This is a genomic window from Mycobacteriales bacterium (genome assembly GCA_035504215.1).
Lineage (GTDB): Bacteria > Actinomycetota > Actinomycetes > JAFAQI01 > JAFAQI01 > DATAUK01.
In genome coordinates this window covers 1-19,081 of the sequence record DATJSI010000088.1, presented here as the reverse complement: position 1 = coordinate 19,081, position 19,081 = coordinate 1, and the positions used below count along the sequence as shown (strand labels likewise).

22 protein-coding genes and 1 riboswitch are annotated in these 19,081 nt (G+C 70.3%); of the genes, 13 read left to right on the top strand and 9 right to left on the bottom strand.

The genetic code is table 11. The annotated features are described in order from the left end of the window. Positions 1 to 13: 13 nt before the first annotated feature. Positions 14 to 1,480 (bottom strand): hypothetical protein, encoded by a 1,467-nt coding sequence (locus tag VME70_10965; protein HTW20719.1) that lies wholly within the window; start codon positions 1,478 to 1,480, stop codon positions 14 to 16. A 153-nt stretch (positions 1,481 to 1,633) separates the two neighbouring features. On the opposite strand from VME70_10965, the gene VME70_10960 reads away from it, so the two are divergent. The 3 genes from VME70_10960 to VME70_10950 are packed head-to-tail and all read left to right on the top strand — an operon-like array spanning position 1,634 to position 4,175. Then, positions 1,634 to 2,104: a YbaK/EbsC family protein gene (locus tag VME70_10960; GenBank protein HTW20718.1), complete on the top strand. Its 471-nt coding sequence runs from the start codon at positions 1,634 to 1,636 to the stop codon at positions 2,102 to 2,104. Continuing rightward, positions 2,104 to 2,646 carry a GNAT family N-acetyltransferase gene (locus VME70_10955; protein ID HTW20717.1) on the top strand — a complete coding sequence of 181 codons (543 nt, stop codon included), beginning with the start codon at positions 2,104 to 2,106 and terminating at the stop codon, positions 2,644 to 2,646. The genes VME70_10960 and VME70_10955 overlap by 1 nt, the downstream gene beginning before the upstream one ends. Further along, positions 2,643 to 4,175, top strand: coding sequence for an NAD(P)/FAD-dependent oxidoreductase (locus tag VME70_10950; GenBank protein HTW20716.1), 1,533 nt, complete (start codon positions 2,643 to 2,645; stop codon positions 4,173 to 4,175). The genes VME70_10955 and VME70_10950 overlap by 4 nt, the downstream gene beginning before the upstream one ends. A gap of 4 nt (positions 4,176 to 4,179) precedes the next feature. Here the strand turns inward: VME70_10950 and VME70_10945 are convergent, their stop codons facing one another. Then, the gene (locus VME70_10945; protein HTW20715.1) at positions 4,180 to 5,079 is read right to left on the bottom strand and encodes a hypothetical protein; all 900 of its coding nucleotides are present in this window, start codon (positions 5,077 to 5,079) and stop codon (positions 4,180 to 4,182) included. 7 nt (positions 5,080 to 5,086) lie between these two features. Then, positions 5,087 to 6,013 (bottom strand): methylenetetrahydrofolate reductase [NAD(P)H], encoded by a 927-nt coding sequence (gene metF, locus VME70_10940; protein HTW20714.1) that lies wholly within the window; start codon positions 6,011 to 6,013, stop codon positions 5,087 to 5,089. On the opposite strand from metF, the gene VME70_10935 reads away from it, so the two are divergent. Genes VME70_10935 through VME70_10925 form a run of 3 tightly spaced genes read left to right on the top strand, consistent with a single transcriptional unit; the run spans position 6,012 to position 9,568 of the window. After that, positions 6,012 to 7,133: a polyprenyl synthetase family protein gene (locus VME70_10935; GenBank protein HTW20713.1), complete on the top strand. Its 1,122-nt coding sequence runs from the start codon at positions 6,012 to 6,014 to the stop codon at positions 7,131 to 7,133. The two genes, metF and VME70_10935, sit on opposite strands and share 2 nt — an antisense overlap. A 9-nt stretch (positions 7,134 to 7,142) precedes the next feature. Next, positions 7,143 to 8,627: a phytoene desaturase family protein gene (crtI, locus tag VME70_10930; GenBank protein HTW20712.1), complete on the top strand. Its 1,485-nt coding sequence runs from the start codon at positions 7,143 to 7,145 to the stop codon at positions 8,625 to 8,627. Between the two features lie 14 nt (positions 8,628 to 8,641). Further along, positions 8,642 to 9,568 carry a phytoene/squalene synthase family protein gene (locus tag VME70_10925; GenBank protein HTW20711.1) on the top strand — a complete coding sequence of 309 codons (927 nt, stop codon included), beginning with the start codon at positions 8,642 to 8,644 and terminating at the stop codon, positions 9,566 to 9,568. On the opposite strand, the gene VME70_10920 is transcribed toward VME70_10925, so the two are convergent. Genes VME70_10920 through VME70_10905 form a run of 4 tightly spaced genes read right to left on the bottom strand, consistent with a single transcriptional unit; the run spans position 9,565 to position 11,180 of the window. Then, positions 9,565 to 9,864 carry a lycopene cyclase domain-containing protein gene (locus tag VME70_10920; protein HTW20710.1) on the bottom strand — a complete coding sequence of 100 codons (300 nt, stop codon included), beginning with the start codon at positions 9,862 to 9,864 and terminating at the stop codon, positions 9,565 to 9,567. The genes VME70_10925 and VME70_10920 overlap by 4 nt on opposite strands. Continuing rightward, complete coding sequence (locus tag VME70_10915) at positions 9,861 to 10,175, bottom strand: lycopene cyclase domain-containing protein (protein HTW20709.1); 315 nt, start codon at positions 10,173 to 10,175, stop codon at positions 9,861 to 9,863. Before VME70_10915 ends, VME70_10920 begins: the two co-directional genes overlap by 4 nt. Beyond that, positions 10,175 to 10,822 (bottom strand): thiamine phosphate synthase, encoded by a 648-nt coding sequence (thiE, locus tag VME70_10910; GenBank protein ID HTW20708.1) that lies wholly within the window; start codon positions 10,820 to 10,822, stop codon positions 10,175 to 10,177. Before thiE ends, VME70_10915 begins: the two co-directional genes overlap by 1 nt. Positions 10,823 to 10,829: 7 nt before the next feature. Continuing rightward, positions 10,830 to 11,180 carry an Rv2175c family DNA-binding protein gene (locus tag VME70_10905; GenBank protein HTW20707.1) on the bottom strand — a complete coding sequence of 117 codons (351 nt, stop codon included), beginning with the start codon at positions 11,178 to 11,180 and terminating at the stop codon, positions 10,830 to 10,832. A gap of 31 nt (positions 11,181 to 11,211) precedes the next feature. Beyond that, a riboswitch (TPP riboswitch) is annotated at positions 11,212 to 11,315 on the top strand. On the opposite strand from VME70_10905, the gene thiO reads away from it, so the two are divergent. The 4 genes from thiO to VME70_10885 all read left to right on the top strand — a co-directional run bounded on the left by thiO (position 11,314) and on the right by VME70_10885 (position 14,408). Next, positions 11,314 to 12,480, top strand: coding sequence for a glycine oxidase ThiO (gene thiO / locus VME70_10900; protein HTW20706.1), 1,167 nt, complete (start codon positions 11,314 to 11,316; stop codon positions 12,478 to 12,480). It overlaps the preceding riboswitch by 2 nt. Then, entirely contained in the window at positions 12,477 to 12,680 is a 204-nt protein-coding gene (gene thiS, locus VME70_10895; protein HTW20705.1) for a sulfur carrier protein ThiS, read from the top strand. The genes thiO and thiS overlap by 4 nt, the downstream gene beginning before the upstream one ends. Before the next feature lie 5 nt (positions 12,681 to 12,685). Next, positions 12,686 to 13,459 carry a thiazole synthase gene (locus VME70_10890; GenBank protein ID HTW20704.1) on the top strand — a complete coding sequence of 258 codons (774 nt, stop codon included), beginning with the start codon at positions 12,686 to 12,688 and terminating at the stop codon, positions 13,457 to 13,459. A gap of 70 nt (positions 13,460 to 13,529) precedes the next feature. Next, entirely contained in the window at positions 13,530 to 14,408 is an 879-nt protein-coding gene (locus VME70_10885) for a Rieske (2Fe-2S) protein (GenBank protein ID HTW20703.1), read from the top strand. Here the strand turns inward: VME70_10885 and VME70_10880 are convergent. After that, entirely contained in the window at positions 14,389 to 15,393 is a 1,005-nt protein-coding gene (locus VME70_10880) for a 2-hydroxyacid dehydrogenase (protein HTW20702.1), read from the bottom strand. The two genes, VME70_10885 and VME70_10880, sit on opposite strands and share 20 nt — an antisense overlap. 83 nt (positions 15,394 to 15,476) lie before the next feature. Between VME70_10880 and VME70_10875 the strand changes: the two genes are divergently transcribed. From VME70_10875 to VME70_10865, 3 genes are all read left to right on the top strand, one after another. After that, positions 15,477 to 16,325: a LysM peptidoglycan-binding domain-containing protein gene (locus tag VME70_10875; GenBank protein ID HTW20701.1), complete on the top strand. Its 849-nt coding sequence runs from the start codon at positions 15,477 to 15,479 to the stop codon at positions 16,323 to 16,325. 83 nt (positions 16,326 to 16,408) lie between these two features. After that, positions 16,409 to 18,289 carry a Stk1 family PASTA domain-containing Ser/Thr kinase gene (pknB, locus tag VME70_10870; protein ID HTW20700.1) on the top strand — a complete coding sequence of 627 codons (1,881 nt, stop codon included), beginning with the start codon at positions 16,409 to 16,411 and terminating at the stop codon, positions 18,287 to 18,289. Between the two features lie 41 nt (positions 18,290 to 18,330). After that, on the top strand, positions 18,331 to 18,753 hold the full coding sequence (locus VME70_10865) for a VOC family protein (protein HTW20699.1): 423 nt from the start codon (positions 18,331 to 18,333) through the stop codon (positions 18,751 to 18,753). Positions 18,754 to 18,775: 22 nt separating this feature from the next. Here VME70_10865 and VME70_10860 read toward each other — a convergent pair. Beyond that, the coding region (locus VME70_10860) for an HNH endonuclease signature motif containing protein (GenBank protein HTW20698.1) at positions 18,776 to 19,081 on the bottom strand (306 nt) is incomplete at its 5' end.

Here is a 19,081-nt window from a genome sequence, read left to right as displayed (position 1 = left end):
CGGCGGGCGCCGGTCAGGTGATGTGGACGGTGGTCGAGGCGCCGGTGTACCCGCCGAGCGAGACGGTCACCGAGAAGGTGCCCTTCTTGTGTGCCGCCTTGAAGGTCGCCGTCCCGTGCTTCGAGGTCTTCTTCTTCGCGCCGTCGAAGTGCACGGTGGCTCCCTTCACCGCGTCACCGGCATCGGTCACCTTGACCGTGAACTTCTTCCCGCCGGCCACCGAGTGCGGCGACACCTTGACGGTCAGCTTCGGCAGGAACTGTCGCACCTCGATCTCGTCGACGTTCTTCGCGTTCGCGACCACGGCCACCGCCTCGAGCGGCCCGGCCGCACCATCGGCGGCGACATCGCTGTGCCCGTAGTAGCTCCCCGGGATCTTCGACACAAGGACCGGCCCGAACTTGGTGGCGGCCTTGTTGCTCCGCGTCGCCCGCCAACCCTGACCGTCGGTCCAGAACAACCAGAGCCGGCCGCCCGGACCCGCCGCCATGGTGATGAAGTCGGCGCCCGCCGCGTCGTGGATCTTCGCAACCGGCTTGCTCGCGCCGACCTTCCACACGTCGATCGCCGATGTGTCAGGGATCCGGTACGCCGTGTAGATGCCGCCACCGCTGCGCTGCACGGCCGGCAGGTCTTGCTGCACTCCGGCGGAGGTGTTCGACGACGTCGACGAGCCCGGTCCGTGCAGAAGCAAGCCTTTGCTCGGAGAGATCATCTGGGCTTCGACGCCGTCCTTGCCCTTGAGGTTGCTGTTCGAGTACCACAGCGCCCAGACATCGCCGGACTTCTCATCCTTGCCGAGCCCCGGGTCGTAGGAGAAGTTGCCCGTGTTCTTTGTCACCGGATCGGGACCGGACTGCGGATCCGCGCTGGAGGGCACGCCGATGTGATACGCAACGCCATCCGAGCGGGCCAGCCCGACGGCTAGATCGCTGCCGTCGGCAATCACCGCTGTGCTGCCGTTCGAAGCACCGTCGTCCGCCGACAGACTTCCGGTGAACAGGCTCCAGGACTTTCCGTCGCTGCTCGTGGTCATGTACTCGGCGTTGGTGTCGTAGGGCCCGGACGTTCCGGTCTTACTGCCACCGAACGCGATCGTCCGCTTGCCACCGAAGCTGAGGATGGTCGGGTCGAGCGCAACGCCGGACCAGTTGGTCGGGAGCACGTTGATCTGGGCGCCGAGCGGCTTGCCGGCCGCGTCGAGAATTCGCGCATGCAGCGCCCACGTGGTGCCGATGCCCGAGGCCCAGACCACCTCGAAGTTCTTGCCGAACCGCGCGATCGACGGTGTCGTTCCGGTCGTCTTGATGTTGCCCGAGGAGATGACGTGCCACTTCGTGGCCGAGAACGCCCGCGGTGCAGGGTGTGGCGCAGATGGATGCGCGAGCAACGGCGTGGACGCGAGGCAGATTCCCGCCCCTGCGGCGGTCGTGATCGCGATCACAGCAACGCTGCGGCGGATGACGGTTGGCCGGCGCATGGCGCCTCCCCCAAGATCGGCGCGGACTCGTCGGGCGGAGCATAACCACCCGAAGCGAGCGGCGCGAGGGCTAACCGGGAACTCGGTCGGCCGCCCGCGAACACTGCACCGGGGCCGGGCGATCGCTCGGGTAGGTGAAGTAACGTCCGCCTCATGCATCCCAACGCCGAACGGGTCGCGCAGTCGTTGCGCGCTGCGGGCGTGCCCGGTGAGGTCCGCGAGCTCGACGACTCGGCACACACGGCTGCCGACGCTGCTGCCGCGCTCGGCGTACCGGTAGGAGCGATCGTCAAATCGCTGATCTTCGCGGCCGACGGTGCGCCCGTTCTCGTGCTGGCCAGCGGCGACCACCAGGTCGACACGTCACTCGTGGCCGCACAGCTCGGGGCCGGTCAGGTCCGCCGGGCGGACCCGGAGCTGGTCCGGTCGGCGACCGGGTTCCCGATCGGCGGCGTCGCGCCGGTCGGCCACCCCACACCGCTGCCGACGATCGTCGATGAGCACCTGGCGTCGTTCGACGTCCTCTGGGCGGCCGCCGGAACACCACACGCGGTCTTTCCGACCACGTACGACGACCTGGTGGCGATCACCCGCGGAAGACCCGCGCCGATTGCCGCGACGTGATGACCGACGACATCAGAATCGAGCGGATCGACGCCGCGCGGTTCCAGGCCCTGGCCGGCGAAGCCGCTGCGGTCTACGGAGCGGCGATGGATCGCCCGCCGGAGGTCGTGATCCAGCGGCGCGACATCATCCTGATGCACGTGACATACGCCGGTTTCCTCGCAACCGGCGCCTTCTCGCTCGCGGCGGACGCCGACGAGCTGGTGGGTTTCGGCTACGGCTACTCGGGAGCACCCGGTCAGTGGTGGCACGACATCGTCGCGCACGCGATCGGTCGCTCCGGTACGAAGCGCTGGCTGCGCGATGGGTTCGAGCTGGCCGAGCTGCATGTCCGGCCCGATCACCAGGGTCGCGGCATCGGGCGTCGCCTGCTCGCCGACGTGCTCGATCGCGCCAACGCGCAACACGTCGTGTTGTCGACGCCAGACATCGAGTCGCCGGCGCGCGGGCTGTACCGATCGGCCGGCTTCGTCGACCTCTGTGTCGGCTTCACGTTCCCCGGCAGCGCGGAGCCGTACGCGATCATGGGCGTCGACTTGTGAGCTCGCGGGTCCGCGACGTCGTCGTCATCGGCGGCGGTCACAACGGGCTGGTGGCGGCGTGTTACCTGGCCCGCAGCGGCCTCGACGTCGAACTCGTCGAGCGCGACACGGTGCTCGGGGGCGCGGTATCGACGGTCGAGCGCTGGCCCGGCGTCCGCGTCGATCGCGGGTCGAGCATCCACGTCATGGTGCGGCATACCGGCATCGTCGAAGACCTGGACCTCGGGTCAGTCGGCCTGCAGTACGACGACGTCGAGCCGTGGGCCGTGCTGCCGCATCCGGATGGTGCGATCAGGTTCAGCAACGACCTCGACCTGACCTGCGCATCGATCGAGGCATCGTGCGGCGGAGAGGACGCCACGGCGTACCGGCGGTTCGTGAACGAGTGGACACCGCGAATGCGTGCGTTCCTCGATGCGGCCGAACGACCTCCGACGCCGGCCGGACTTCTGCGCTTCGCGACCCGCTCCCGACCGGGTCGGCGAGGCGCCGCGCGGCTCGCTCGCAGCTACCTCTCGCCCGCAGAAGCGGTCGTCGAGCAGCGGTTCGCCGACCCACGGCTTCGCGCGGCCATCGCGTGGTGGGCGGCCCAGTCCGGACCGCCACCGCACGCCGTGGGCACCGCGCCGATGGCCGGCACGGTTGCGTTGTTCCACCTTCGCCGCCCAGGGCGGCCGAAGGGTGGCAGCGGTCGATTGACAGAGGCATTGGCCCGGCGACTCGAGTCCTTCGGCGGGACCGTGCGCGTCGGCGAAGCGGCCACCTCGATTGACAACGGACCGGGCGGCTTAGCGGTGCACACCGTGGACGGCGACCGGTTGCCGGCTCGTTCGGTCGTCTGCGCGTGCCACATCCTCGAGACGGCGCGGCTCACCGCGGATCAGGACCTCGCTCGGACGGTGCGCGTCGGCAACGGGATCGGAATCGCGGTACGCCTGCTCACCGACGAGCTTCCCCACTACCAGGTCGAGGCCGACGGCGTGCACCGGTCGATGCAGCTTCTGGTCGACTCAACCGCGCAGCTACGACAGGCGTACGGCGACTACCTGCGCGGCGAGCCGGCCGCAGACCCGCCGGTCATCGTCATGACGCCGAGCGAGTCGGATCGGACGCTCGCGCCGGCCGGCCGCCACGTGGTCACCGTGTGGGCGCAGTGGCATCCGTACCGGTTGCGCAGCGGCAGCTGGCAAGGGCGCGCGGACGAGGCAGCCGACGCGGCGCTCGCCACGGTCGAGCGATGGGCGCCGGGGTTCGGTGCCGCCGTGCTGGAGCGCTACGTCCAGACCCCGGCCGAAATCGAACGCGAGCTGGCCCTTCCGGCCGGCAACGTGATGCATCTCGAGCCGGAGCTGGACCAGATGTTCGGCCTGCGGCCGGCACCGGGCTGGTCGGCGTACCGCAGCCCGCACCCAGGGGTCTACGTGTGCGGCGCGTCCACGCATCCCGGCGGCGGGGTGTGGGGCGCCAGCGGCCGATCGGTTGCTGCCGTCGTCGAGCACGACCTCCACCGCCGCGGTCGCCGCACCTGAGCTCCTAGCTCGTGGTCCGCATCACGTGGTTCCACACGAGCCGCGCGACGTGCTGGATCGTGTCGATGCCGTAGTCCTCGTAGGGCTGATGCTGGGTCAGGACCGCGATCTCGTAATGCCGATCGGTGCCGTGTACCCAGCCGATGCTGTTGACCGCCCACAGGTTGTGGTCCTCGCTGACCGGCAACCAACCGTTCTTGATCCCGACGGTGGCGGTCTTCGGCACGCCGCCGGTGATCCCCCAGCGCTGGTCGGCCTCGACATGCCGCATCAGCGTGCGCTGGAACTTGCGTCCGCCGTTTGTCAGCAGGTCGTTGTGATGCAGCAGAAGGCGGACCAGCGTGACCTGGTCCGACGCCGAGGTGGTGGTGAGACCCCAGTCGACGTTCGGTGTCGTCTGCTGCAGACCGACGTCGTTGTTATAGGCGTGCACTCCTGGCGCACCGCCGTCCTGGTTCCACAGGTCGGTCGCGGAGTCGTTGTTGCTGTTCTCGATCATCGACGTGGCGGTCTCACGCTGGTCCTCGGTGAGGTGACCGTCGGTCTTGTGCAGCAACGTCTCGAGGATGTCGACCTTGACGATGCTCGCGGTGCGGCCGCGCACCCGCGGGTGAACGACGATCAGCTTCTTCGCCACCCCGTCGTAGACCGCGACCGCGACCGAACCTTGACGTTGGTCGACGTAGTGCAGCAGCAGGCTGTGCAGTGACTTCGTCGCCGCCTCGACGTTCGCTGTGGAGGTCGGCGTTGGTGTGGAGCCGGATCCCGGATGCGACGGGTGCCGGTCGTGCGAGTGCGCCGGCAGGGTCGCCCACAGCACCGCCGCAATCGCGATGACGCCGACGACCGAGACCGTTCGGGTGAGCCGGCGCCGGCGGATCGTCGCTGCCTGCGTGTTCTTCATCGCGACCTCACCCCCGGTCCGCCAGGCCGAGCCGCTGGTAGATCTCGCGCGACGACGTCGAGCGGTTCAGGGTGATGAAGTGCAACCCGGGCGCCCCTTCGGACAGCAGCGTCTCGCACAGCTCGGTTGCCGCCTCGACACCGATCTCACGGACCGCGTCCGCATCGTCGGCCACCGCGCGAAGCCGGTCCGCGAGCTGCGCAGGGAGCGCCGCGCCGACCAGGACGGCGAACCGCTCGATCTGCGAGACATTCGTCACCGGCATGATTCCCGGCAGGATCGGGGTGTCGCAGCCCGCCGCGGCAACCCGGTCGCGCAGCCGGAGGTAGTCCTCGGCGCGGAAGAACATCTGCGTGATGGCGAAATCTGCCCCGGCCCGGCACTTCTCGACGAAGTACGCCGTGTCGGAGTCCAGGTCCGGCGACCGCGGGTGTTTCTCCGGGAAGGCCGCGACCCCGACGCAGAAGTCACCAGACTCCTTGACCAGACGCACCAGCTCGGCGGCGTAGGTCAGGCCAGCCGGATGCGCGGTCCACTCCCCCTGCGGGTCGCCGGGCGGGTCACCGCGCAGCGCGAGCACGTTGCGGATCCCGGCTGCGGCGTACTGCCCGACCACCCGGCGAAGCTCGGCCACCGAATGGTCGACCGCGGTGAGATGTCCCAGCGGTGTGAGCGTGGTCTCTGCCCCGATCCGCTCGGTGATCGACACGGTGTGGTCCCTGGTCGAGCCACCCGCACCGTAGGTCACCGAAACGAAGTTCGGATGCAACGGCTCGAGCTGGCGAAGCGCGTGCCAGAGGTGACGCTCGCCCTCGGGGGTCTTCGGCGGGAAGAACTCGAAGGAGTAGGACCGGTGGCCGCGGGCGAGCAGCTCGCGGATCGTCGTACGCGCCGCGGTCATGCGCTCGACCACGCGGGGCGCCGGTGCGGACATGGTCTTCAGTATTGACGATGGCCGACCGGTTCGCGGGCAGCGACGGACGTGGGAGATGCTCGACGGCATGGCCGCGGAGCTGCGCGATCGGATCGAGGACGCGCTGGTCGCCTTTCTCGAGCCGGCACGCGCGGAGATCGAAGCGATTGGTGCGGAACTCGAGCCGCTCGCCGAGGCCGCAGCCGACACCGTGCTCGGTGGCGGCAAGCGCCTGCGGCCGGCATTCTGCTACTGGGGCGCGCGAGCAGCCGGGCGTGCGGACGACGACGCGCTCGTGCGCGCGGCCGCGAGCCTGGAGCTTCTCCACGCGTGCGCGTTGGTGCACGACGACGTGATCGACCGCAGTGCCACTCGCCGTGGGAGCTCCTCGGCACACGAGCGGTTCGCACAGCTGCACTCCGAGCACCACTGGCGCGGCGATCCTGCGGAGTTCGGCCGGGCCACCGCCATCCTGCTCGGCGACCTCTTGCTGGTCTGGTCGGATGCCATGTTTGCAGCGAGCGGGCTCGACCCGACCGCGCTTGCCCGCGCAAGGCCGGTGGCGGAGCGGATGCGAACCGAGCTGATGGCCGGGCAGTATCTCGACATCGTCGAGCAGGCTCGAGGCGGCGGCTCGGTGGAGCGCGCGCTTCGCGTCGCGCGCTACAAGGCGGCGACCTACACCGTCGAGGGCCCACTTCATCTCGGCGCCGCGATCGGCGACGCGCAACCCGACACGATCGAGGCGCTCTCTGCGTATGGCGTACCGCTCGGCGAGGCCTTCCAGCTCCGCGACGACCTGCTCGGAGCGTTCGGGGATCCCGACGTGACCGGCAAGCCGGCAGGTGACGATCTGCGCGAAGGCAAGCGCACCGTCCTGATCGCACTGACCCTCGAGGCGGCATCACCGACCGGGCGCGCACTGCTCGAACGCGATCTCGGCAACCCGAACCTCGACGACGACGGAGTCTCCGCCCTGCTCGACGTCGTCTCTGCGACCGGCGCGGTCAAGACGATCGAGCACCTCATCACGACCCGGCTCGCGGCCGCGATCGATGCGTTGGCCACCGCCGACATCGACTCCGAGGCCAGAGTCGCGCTGGTGCAGCTCGCGAGCGCGGCGACGCGACGCGACGGCTGAGCGAAGCGCATGCGAACCGTGGTCGGGCGGACCGACCGTGTGGTCGTGGTCGGTGCCGGGCTCGGCGGACTCTCCGCAGCGTTGCGGCTGGCCGGCGCCGGTCGTCACGTCATCATCGTGGAACGCGAGCCGGTTCCCGGCGGGCGCGCGGGACGGCTCTTCCTCGGCGGCTACCGGTTCGACACCGGCCCCACTGTGCTCACCATGCCGCGGCTGATCGGCGATGCACTCGCGGCCGTCGGCGAGTCACTCGAGGACTGGCTGTCACTTCGCCGGCTCGACCCGGCGTACCGCGCGGTCTTCGCCGACGGCACGCAGCTCGATGTCCTCGCCGACGTCGACGCGATGGCAGAGCAGGTAGCGCAGGTCGCCGGTCCGCGCGACGCCGACGGCTACCGCCGGTTCGTGGGCTTCGCCAGCCGGCTCTACCACCTCGAGTGGGACCGCTTCATCGACCGCAACTACGACGGCGTTCGCGACATTGTCGGCGTCGATCTGGCCACGCTCGCAGTGCTCGGCGGCTTCCGCTCCCTGGCCGGCAAGGTCGCGACCTTCTTCGACGACGACCGGCTCCGCCGGATCTTCAGCTTCCAGGCGCTGTACGCCGGTCTTTCGCCGTACGACGCCAGGGCGCTGTACGCCGTCATCTCCTATCTCGACTGCGTCGATGGAGTGTGGTTTCCGGTGGGTGGCATCCACGCCGTTCCGAGCGCCCTTGCGGCAGCGGCAACGAAGCACGGTGTCGACATCCGCTACGGCGTCGAGGTCTCACGCGTCGAGCGGTCGGGCTCGCGCGCGGTTGCCGTGCACACCGCCGACGGAGACCGCATCGCGGCCGATGTCGTGGTGCTGAACGCGGACCTCCCGGTCGCGCGCAGGGACCTGCTCGGCCTGACCGCGGAGCCACGGCGGTGGCCGGCGATGCGTTACTCACCCTCATGCGTGGTGCTGCTCGCCGGCTCGACGCTGCCGCACGGCCGGCAGGTGCACCACACGATCCACTTCGGGGCGCCCTGGCGAGCCACGTTCAGGGAGCTCACTCGCGACCACTCCCTCCCGACCGAACCGTCCCTGTTGCTGAGCACACCGACGGTGACGGATCCCTCGCTCGCGCCGCCGGAGCGTTCGGTGCGCTACGTCCTCGTCCCGACGCCGAACCTGGACGGGCGGCTCGACTGGGACCGCATCGGCGGCCGCTTCCGGGACGAAACCGTCGCCAGGCTGGAGCGACTCGGCTACGCCGGGTTCGCGGACTCGATAGAGGTCGAGTCGATGATCACGCCGGCCGACTGGGCGCGGCTGGGCTATGAGCGGGGTACGCCGTTCGGGGCCGCGCACACGTTCGCCCAGACCGGCCCGTTCCGCCCGGGCAACCTCGCGTTCGACAATGTGGTGTTCGTGGGGTCAGGAACGCAACCGGGAATAGGGGTGCCGATGGTTCTCGTCTCGGGGCGGCTCGCGGCCGAGCGCATCGTCGGCGCCGCAGCCCGATGAGTCCGACGAGTCCAGTGGGTCCGATCAGTCCGATCGGAAGCCGCGAGCTCGATGCCGCCGGGATCGTCGATCCCGCTCTGCGGTCGTCGTACGCCGCCTGCCGTCGGATCAACGCCGCGCACGGCCGCACGTTCTACCTCTCGACCTTGTTGCTGCCCGCGGCGAAGCGCCCCGCGGTGCATGCGCTCTACGGCTTCGCCCGGCACGCCGATGACATCGTCGACGCGTTCAACCCCACCGCGAGCATCGAGCAGCGGGAACGCGAGCTGGCGCGATGGTCGGCGCGGTTCCTCGCCGGCGACGGCGACGGGCCGGTCTTACCGGCAGTTCTCGACACCATCGACCGCTACGCGATCCCGGTCCGTTACTTCGAGGACTTCCTGACCTCGATGCGGATGGACCTCGTGCAGAGCGAGTACCCGAGCTGGGACGACCTGCAGGACTACACCTACGGCTCCGCGGCGGTGATCGGCCTGCAGATGCTGCGCGTGCTCGGCACCGTTCCCGGAATGTCGGCCGCCGCCGCGCCGTACGCGCGAGATCTGGGAGTTGCGTTCCAGCTGACCAACTTCATCCGCGACGTCGGCGAGGACATCCGCCGGGATCGGGTGTACCTGCCGAAGGACGAGCTGGCGGCGTTCGGTGTGACGCGCGACGACCTCGCGCGCGGCGTGGTGTCGGCGGGATTCCGGCGGCTGCTCGCCTTTCAGATCGCCCGTGCCCGGGAGCTGTTGCGATCGGCGGAGCCGGGCATCAGGCTGCTCTCCCCACAGAGCCGAGAGTGCGTCCTGCGCGCCCGGATCCTGTACGGCGGGATTCTCGACGCGGTCGAGGCCGCTGACTACCGCGTGCTCGACCGACGGGTCAGCGTCGGGCTCGCACGACGGGCTGCCGTCGTCGTGCCCGGTCTGGTCCGCGCTCGGCGGGACCGCCGGCGCTAGGACACGCCTCGGCGCCCCCACCATGTCCACCACGCCAAGGTCTGCAGCACGAGCGAGAAGCCGAACAGCAGGTCCTCCACCGGCGCGTAGACGAAGCGCCAGCCAATGATCTCGGACGACGAGTAGACCACCAGGCGCTGGCCGGTGAGGATGCCGTTGACCAGAAGCTGGAAGCAGAAGATCACGGCGTACGACGCCCAGAACAGCTTGCGCCGCAACAGGTTCGTGCGCAGGACGCCGAGGTCGAGGGTCATCGCGAAGACGACGCCCAGCACCGCGGCCGCCGTGTAGGTCACGGCTCGTCGCCCGTCCGCCACGACGGACGCAGCCGGCGAACCGCTTCCATCGTCAGGACCGCGCACGTCGGGATCACGAGGAAGAACACCAGCTCCTCCACCGGGAGATCGCCGATGTGCGCGCCGGTCAGATGCCGGTAGGACCAGTCATGCGCGTGAATGGCGAGCACGTCCCAGGTGACGAAGACGGCAAGCACCGGCATCAAGGTGGCGACCAGCCGACGCCAGCGGCGGTAGACCCGTGCGCCGATGACGACCTCGAGCGGCAAGGTCACGACCACGCACCCGGCCATGACCGCGAGGTAGCGCATCAGCGCCGCAACCGAGCGGCGAGCGATGCCGCCGCCGCGCCCGGGTCGTCGGCGTCGGTGATCGCCCGGACCACCACGATGCGGGTCGCACCCGCCGCCAGTACCTGGTCCAGGTTGCCCTCGTCGATCCCGCCGATGGCGAACCACGGACGATCCGTTACCGACGATGCCGCGTGCTCGGTCAGTGGCAGACCGGGCGCCGGCCGGCCGGGCTTCGTCGGCGTGGGCCAAGTCGGTCCGACGCAGAAGTAGTCGACGCCGGCCTGCGCCCGTGCCTCGTCCACTTCGGCAACGGCGTGGGTGGAACGCCCGATCACGATGTCGTCGCCCAGGAGGTCACGGGCGATGCCGACCGGCAGGTCGTCCTGACCGAGATGCAGCACATCGGGTTGTACGGCGTACGCAATGTCGGCGCGGTCGTTGACGCTGAACAGTGCGCCGTGCCGGCGCGCCGCCGCCGCGAAGACCTCGGCGGCCTCGATCTCCTGGCGCGCCTCCATCCCCTTCTCGCGTAGCTGCACGATGTCGACCCCGCCGCCGAGCACGGCGTCGAGGAACTCGGGCAGGTCGCCTTGCCGGCTGCGCGCATCGGTGCACAGGTACAGGCGCGCGTCCGCGAGCCGCGCACGCCGTTGCGCTCCGGTCATCGGCCGGTCAGAACGCCAACGTCATCGCGCGACGCTTCACTGCGTGGTGCATGCCCGCGGCCATGACATCGACCGGGCGGCCGGGAAGCGACGGCTCGTCGGTCAGCATCCATCGCATGGCCTCCTCGGGTGAGTACCCGGCATCGGCAAGCACCGTCAGCGCGCCCATCAGTCCTTTGAGCAGCACGCCCTCGTGCACGAACTCCACCGGCACGCACTTGACCGGCGGCACGCCGCGCTCGATCGCCACGAGCCGTCGCTCGCGGATCCAGTCGCGCACCTTGGACAACGGCTCGTCCAGTGCTTCGGCAAGGTCAGGAAGGGTGAGCCACCCGGAGGCGAGATCCTCGAGGTCCACGCCTGCAGCGTAATTCGCCCCGGGCGTACTCTGGACAGCGCACGGGAGTCCGCGAGGGCTGAGAGGGTGGCGCGGCCACCGACCGTTGAACCTGATCCGGGTCATGCCGGCGAAGGGAGCTGGAGGCCAACCGATGATCGACCGGCAAGTGTCGACCGATGTCGCGGTGGTCGGCGGAGGTGTCATCGGGCTGACCTGCGCGTGGCGGCTCGCACAGCGCGGTCTGCGGGTCTGTGTCATCGACCCGGCGCCGGCCGCGGCCTCGTCCCGCGCCGCCGCCGGGATGCTCGCGCCGATCAGCGAGGTGACGTACGGCGAGCTCGCCGTCCTCGAGTTCGGCAAGGCCGCACTCGAGGGCTATCCGCAGTTCGTCGCCGAGCTGGAGGCGGACAGCCGACAGGTGGTCGGGCTGCGCAAGGACGGCACGATGATCGTCGCGACCGATGCCGGCGATCGCGAGATGCTCGGCGAGCTGCACGCCTTCCAGACCAGGCTCGGCCTGTCCGCGACCATGCTCACGTCCGCCGAGTGCCGGACGCGCGAACCCATGCTCAGCCCCGCCGTTCGTTGCGGCCTGGTCGTCGAGAGCGACTACTCGGTCGACAACCGCCGGGTCTGCGCGGCCTTGCTCGGCGTACTCGAGGGGGTCGGCGTCGAGCTGGTCGGGCAGCGAGTGGCAGAGGTCGAGACGACCGGCGGCGCGGTGAGCGGCGTCGGGCTCGATGACGACCGCCGGATCGCTGCGCCCGCCGTAGTGCTCGCCGCCGGACCGTGGTCAGGGACGATCGCCGGGCTGCCGCCTTCCGCGCAGCCCCCGGTTCGACCGGTCAAGGGTCAGATCCTGCGCATGCGTGCGGACGACCCGGCGGTGCTGCCGTCGGGCAGCATTCGTGGCCTGGTGAACGGCCAGGAGGCCTACTTCGTCCCGCGCGCCGACGGTGAACTCGTGGTCGGTGCGACCGTCGAAGAGGTCGGTTTCGACACCACGGTTCGTGCCGGCGCGATCCGCGAGATCCTTCGCGACGCCCGAGCAATCATCCCCGCGGTCGACGAGCTCGAGCTGGCGGAGATCAGCGTCGGCTTGCGACCGGGCTCACCGGACAACGCGCCGGTGATCGGACGTACCGAGATCGATGGGCTGGTGGTCGCAACCGGGCACTACCGCAACGGCATCCTCATGGCGCCGCTCACCGCGGACCTCGTCGCCGCGCTCGTGACCGACACCGCGACCGAGACCGACAACGAACTGCTGCGGGTGGTCGAGCCCAGCCGCTTCCACGAGATCGCGACACCGGCATGAGCGCGGTGACCGTGAACGGCGCCGGCCGCGAGCTGCCGCCGGGGACGACGGTGAGCGACATCGTCGGTTCGCTCACGGTGAGTCCGGAGGGTTGCGCGGTGGCGGTCAACGAATCCGTCGTGCCGCGCAGCGACTGGCCGGCGTACGTCGTCGAGCCCGGGGACCGGGTCGAGGTCCTGACCGCAGTGCAGGGCGGGTGATCGCGATGGATGACCCGTTCGTCATCGCCGGCACCGAGCTGTCCTCGCGGCTGCTGATGGGCACCGGCGGCGCCACCAGTCTCGAGGCGCTCGAAGCCGCGCTCGTCGCCAGCGGCACCGAGCTCACCACTGTCGCGATGCGGCGGATCGACCCTGCCGCGCGCGGCTCGATCCTCGATGTCGTCCGCCGGCTCGGCATCCGCGTGCTCCCCAACACGGCCGGCTGCGCTACGGCGGCGGAGGCCCTGCTGACCGCGAGACTTGCCAGGGAGGCACTCGAGACGCACTGGGTCAAGCTCGAGGTGATCTCCGACGAGCATGCGCTGCTGCCCGACCCGGTCGAGCTGCTGACCGCCGCCGAGCAGCTGGTCAACGACGGGTTCGTGGTCCTTCCCTACACGAACGACGACCCGGTCCTGGCGGCGCGGCTCGAAGCCGCGGGCTGCGCTGCGGTCATGCCGCTCGGCGCCCCGATCGGGTCCGGGCTGGGCATCCGCAACCCGCACAACATCGAGATGATCGTTGCGGACGCCTCCGTCCCGGTGATCCTCGACGCCGGCATCGGTACGGCGAGCGACGCCGCGCTTGCCATGGAGCTCGGCTGCGACGGCGTACTCGTCGCGTCGGCAATCACGCGGGCGCAGGAACCGGTGCTGATGGCCTCCGCCATCGCTCGCGGGGTCGAGGCCGGACGGCTCGCCGCCCGCGCCGGCCGGATCCCCCCGCGCCGGCATGCCCAGGCCTCCTCGCCGGTGGAAGGAACAATGTCGCGGCCCTGAACCTCTGGCGGATCGGCCGCGTTTGGTCGACAGTAGGGGTTGGCTTCCCCTGTGCCGAGGGAGGCGAACGATGCCCGTGAACGCCAGCGGGGTCACCGATGCGGTTGACCGACTCGAGAACGCCGGCACTCTCGACCCCGTGGTCGCCGCGGTCCGCACGGTGGTCCGTTCGGCGCTGCGCCGCCAGTCGGTTCGCGACGCGCTGCACGGGGTCTGGCTCGGCCATCCCCTGCACCCGGTGCTGACCGACGTACCGATCGGTGCGTGGACCTCGGCCGGTGTGCTCGACGCCATCCCGGGCTCGGGTGGCGCGGCATCCGCAATGATCGCGACCGGCTGCGCCGCCTATGTCCCGACCATCCTCGCCGGCTGGGCGGACTGGGCCGAGCTGCACGAGCAGCAGCAACGGGTCGGGCTCGTGCACGCGGCCACCGGCGCCATCGCATTCAGCTGCTACGCGGCGTCGCTCGCTGCCCGGGCGCGCGGGCGGCACGCGCGTGGCAAGGTCTGGTCGTACGCCGGCCTCGCGCTGGTGTCGGTCACGGGCTATCTGGGTGGGCACCTAGCCTTCCGGCAAGCAGCGGGAGTGAACCACTCCGAGGCGATCCCGCACGTCTTCCCCGACGGCTGGCACTCGATCGGGCACCTCGAGGACCTTCCCGACGGCGCCCTGGTCCAGCGCGCGGTGGAAGGCATCGCGCTGGTCGCTGTGCGCAGAGGGCGACATGTCGACGTGCTGGCCGATACCTGCCCGCATCTCGCCGGCATGCTGTCGGAGGGCAGCTTCGCCGCCAAGGACGGGCAGGGCTGCGTGGTGTGTCCCTGGCACGGCTCGACGTTCCGGCTCTCGGATGGCGCAGTCGTGCACGGCCCGGCGACCGCGCCGGTGCCGCGGTTCGCGACCCGGATCGTCGACGGCGACGTAGAGGTCAGCCGAGCCGGCGCTTGATCGGACCTGGCAGGCCGTTGACCACCTCGAGCGGCGCCTCACCAGCGGTCGCACGCCGCACGTTGTCGACCACCGAGCTGATCAGCCGCCCCATCGCCTCACGGGTCGCGGCCGCCGCATGCGGTGAGAGCAGGATCCGGTCCTCCTCGCGCAGCGGCGAGCCGTCGGCGAGCGGCTCGGTCGCGTAGACGTCCAGAGCGGCGCCGGCGAGCGCGCCGCTGCGAACAGCGGCGAGCAGCGCGTCCTCACTCAGCAGACCGCCACGCGCCGCGTTGACGACGAACGCGCCCGGCGGCAGCAGCGCGAGCTGTGCCGCACCGAACATGCCCCTGGTCTGCTCGGTCAGCGCGACCACGATGACCAAGACGTCCGAGCGGCGCAGCAGCTCGTCAAGCTCCATCCACGGGGCGCCGCCGGCCGCGGCGGGCTCCCGTTTCGTGCGGCTCCAGTGCGCGACGTCGCAACCGAGGGCTGCGAACCTGGTGGCGCACTCGCGGCCGATCAGGCCCATGCCGACGATGCCGACCCGGCGGCCGAACAGCTCACCACCGCCGCGGGCCGGGATCTCGAACTGCGGCCAGCGCCCGGCACGCACCTCGCTGTCCCCCCACGCCAACGAGCGCATCGCGGCGAGCGCGGCACCGAGACACCACTCAGCGACGCTCACGGCATTCGCGCTGCCGGAGTTCGCGACCGGGATGCCGGCCGCCGTACATGCGGGTACGTCGATGCAGTCGACGCCCGAGCTCGGCTGCTGGACGAACGCCAGCCGTGGCGCGTGCTCGACCACCTCCGCCGTCACTCGCAGGGCGCCGTTCCAGTCGCCGAAGACGACCTCGGCGGACTCGCAGACCTCGAGTACGCCGGCCGGTGTGCGCTCGCGGGGCACAACGATGTCCAGCGGCAGGCCCGCGAACAGCGCCTCGATCCCCTGACGCTCCAGCGGCGGGAGCGCGAGCATCGTCCACGGATCGGAGCCGGCCATACGGCCGATCCTGCCAGACACGCCACTTCGTCACATCCGTAACACTTGTCACACCCGTCACAGGACGACTACCGTGACCGGTCATGGCGCTCTTCGGCCGGCCCGTCCGCGCGCTCGCTGTCCCGATCGCGCTCGCCGCGGTCATCACCGGCTCCGCGTCCGCGGTCGCGCTGATCCGCGTGCACCCCGGCGACACCCTGTCCGCGATCGCGCTGCGCTACCACACCACGGTCGCGCGGCTGGTCGCGCTGAACCACCTGCCCGGCGACGGCGACCTCATCTACGCCGGACAGGAGCTCAAGGTGCCGGGCTCGGGGCCGGCTCACGCGAAGACGCACGTCGTGTTCCACACCGTCGTTGCCGGCGACACCCTCGACGGGCTCGCGGCCCGCTACCACGTCAGCCCGGCAGCGATCGCGCGCCGCAACCATCTGGGGTCCTCGACCGTCGTGGTGCTCGGCGCCCGGCTGGCGATCCCGCAGCGGGTCGCTACGCACCGCTCGCGGCTCGGGTCGCTTGCCACCCGCCCGGAGCCTTCCCAGGACCAGATCGCCGAGATGATCCGCGCCACGGCGGCGAAGTGGCGGCTGGACCCCGCCCTGGCGCTCGCGATCTCATGGCAGGAGTCGGGGTGGAACATGCGGGAGATCTCCCCGGTGGGGGCGATCGGCGCCATGCAGGTCATGCCCGCCACCGGCGTCTTCCTGTCCGACGACGTCCTGCACCGCCGGCTCGACTTGGGGGACGCGCAGGACAACGTCACCGCCGGCGTCGCGATGCTCTCGCTGCTCACCCATGAGGCGAGCTCGACCTCGCAGGCCGTGGCGGGGTACTACCAAGGTCTCCAGTCGGTCCGCGAGCACGGAATGTTCGCCGCTACCAAGCAGTACGTCGCCGACGTCATGTCGCTGCGCGCGCACTACCTGCAATGAGCGCGAAAACGGGCCGAGATCACCGGTTCGGCGCCGGTCATGCCTGACCGCCGGCTTCAGGTCCGCCACCTAGACTCGTGGTAATGGACGCGACGCTGAGCGACCCGATGGTCGGTCGGCTACTCGAAGGGCGCTACGCCGTCGAGGCGTTCATCGCGCACGGCGGAATGGCGTCCGTCTACCTCGCCACCGACACCCGGCTGGATCGGCGCGTGGCGGTCAAGGTCCTGCACGCCCACCTGTCCGACGATGCCGAGACGCTCGCGCGGTTCGAACGCGAGGCACGCTCCGCGGCCCGCCTGTCCAGCCCGGATGTCGTCGCCGTCTACGACCAGGGCACCGACAACGGCCGCGCCTACCTGGTCATGGAGTTCGTCCCGGGGTCCAACCTCCGGCAGGTCATGCGGGACCGGGGTCGGCTCAGTCCGGCCGAGGCGGTCGCGGTCATGGACCACGTGCTCTCGGCGCTCGCCACCGCGCACGCGGCGGGGCTCGTGCACCGCGACGTCAAGCCGGAGAACGTCCTCGTGACGGTTGACGGCCGGGTGAAGGTTGCCGACTTCGGGCTGGCCCGAGCGGTCGCCGGCACGACGGTCACGACCACCGGTTCGGTGCTGCTCGGCACTGCGGCGTACCTCGCGCCCGAGCAGTTCGAGCATGGCCACGCGGACGCTCGTTCGGACGTGTACTCGGCCGGCATTCTGTTCTTCGAGCTGCTGACCGGGCGCCCTCCGTTCCAGGCCGACAGCGCCTACGCACTGCTGAAGCAGCACGCCAACCAGGACATCCCCGCACCGAGCAGCCAGGTGTCCGGGATCCCGCCGCAGCTCGATGCGCTGGTCACCTGGGCGGCGTCGAGGGATCCGCGGCAGCGACCCGCTGACGCGGGCGAGCTGCACGCCTCGTTGCTCGATGTGCGAGACCGGCTGGGACTGCACGGCGCGGTCCCCGCGATGCCGATGACCTCGACGACGCGGGTGCTCACTCCGAACGGTGCGCGGCCCAACGACCTCACCCGGCCGGTGCCGTCCGGCCGCCCCACCTCGCCCGGACGGCCGCCGAAACGTCCCGCGGTCGCGACCGCGCCGCGCCGCCGCCGCCGGCGTGGACTGATCGCGACCGCGCTCGTTGCGGTAATCGCCGTACTCGCCGCGGTGCTCGGCTGGTGGCTCGCGGACGGCCGGTACACCCACGCACCGAATGTCCTGCGGCTGACCAGGTCCGCCGCCGAGGCGAAGCTGAAGTCGGCCGGTCTGCACTACCGGTGGTTGTCTTCGGTGCACAGCGCGACGATCGCCTCCGGCCTGGTCGCCGGCGAGTCGCCGAGCGGGCGGATCGAGCACGGCGGAACCGTGTCGCTGCAGCTCTCGTCCGGCCCGGTCCAGCACCAGTTGCCCTCGGTCCGCGGCGAGTCGGTGTCCGAGGCGACCGCGGCGCTCAACGCGCTGCAGATCAAGGTCTCCGGCATCGAGCACCACTTCAGCTCGGTGCCGAAGGGCAATGTGGTCGGGACCCACCCGCCGTCGGGGAAGACCGTCGACGCGGGATCGAGCGTCACGTTGATCGTCAGCAAGGGCCAGCAGATGGTTCAGGTGCCGCCGGACACGAACATGTCCGCGGCGGACGCCCGCAACGCATTGAAGGACGCCGGCTTCCAGATCAACGCGACCCAGGCGTACAGCTCGACCGTGCAGAAGGGCTGGATCATCTCCTCGGACCCGACTGCCGGCACGTCGGCGGTCAAGGGCTCGACGGTCACGATCGTCATCTCGCGCGGGCCGAAGCTGTTCCCCGTGCCAGACGTGGACGGCGACTCGATCAGCGACGCGGTCAAGGCGATCCATCAGGCCGGCTTCAACCCGGACCCGCGTCAGGTGCTGCCCGGCGGTCCCGGCCGGGTGCTGCGCTACAGCCCGTCGAGCCCGCAGGCCAAGGGAACGACGATCGTCCTGTACTACTTCTAAGCGGGCCGACCAGGACCGGGTGCAGCCGCAGAGAGGCCGTGATGCACGAGACCGAGCCTGCTCCGGTCGAGATCCATGAGATCACCTTCGACGCCCTTGATCCCTTCACCCTTGCGACGTTCTGGTCGCAGCTGCTGGATCGGCCGATCCGCCCCGGAGACTCGGCCGGCGACGACTCGGTCCTCGTGCTCGAACGTTCGGGCCAGCCGGGCTTGCTGTTCATGCGGGTACCGGAGTCGAAGACGGTGAAGAACCGCATGCATCTCGACCTGTGGCCAACGCTCAGTGTCCGGGACACGCAGGTCGAACGCGCGGTGTACCTCGGTGCCGAGGTAGTCGCCGACCACCGTCGACCCGACGGCCCGGGTTGGGTGGTCTTCGCCGACCCCGAGGGCAACGAGTTCTGCATCGGGAGCAGCCGCGCCGAACGCGATGCGCGACGGGGCCGACAAGCCAAGGGCTGAGGCTCACCGGGCCGAACGGTATTCACGCGGCGGTTTCGGTGGGTGGGTCGGTGGGGGTGGGGTAGCTGGCGGGTGGCTGTCGCGTGGTGTAGCCGAGGGGGCTGGTCCAGATCGTGGTCTGGTCGGGCTGGGTGTGTGAGGTCCAGTGTTTCTTGGTTTTCATCTGGTGGTGCATGCGGCACAGGCTGCGCAGGTTGCAGGTCGCGGTGATCCCGTGGTCGGTCCATTCCTGGTCGTGGTCGATGTCGCAGTGCCGGGCGGGGCGGGAGCAGCCGGGGAACCGGCAGGTCCGGTCCCGGGCGGTGATGATCCGCCGTAGCTGTGTGCT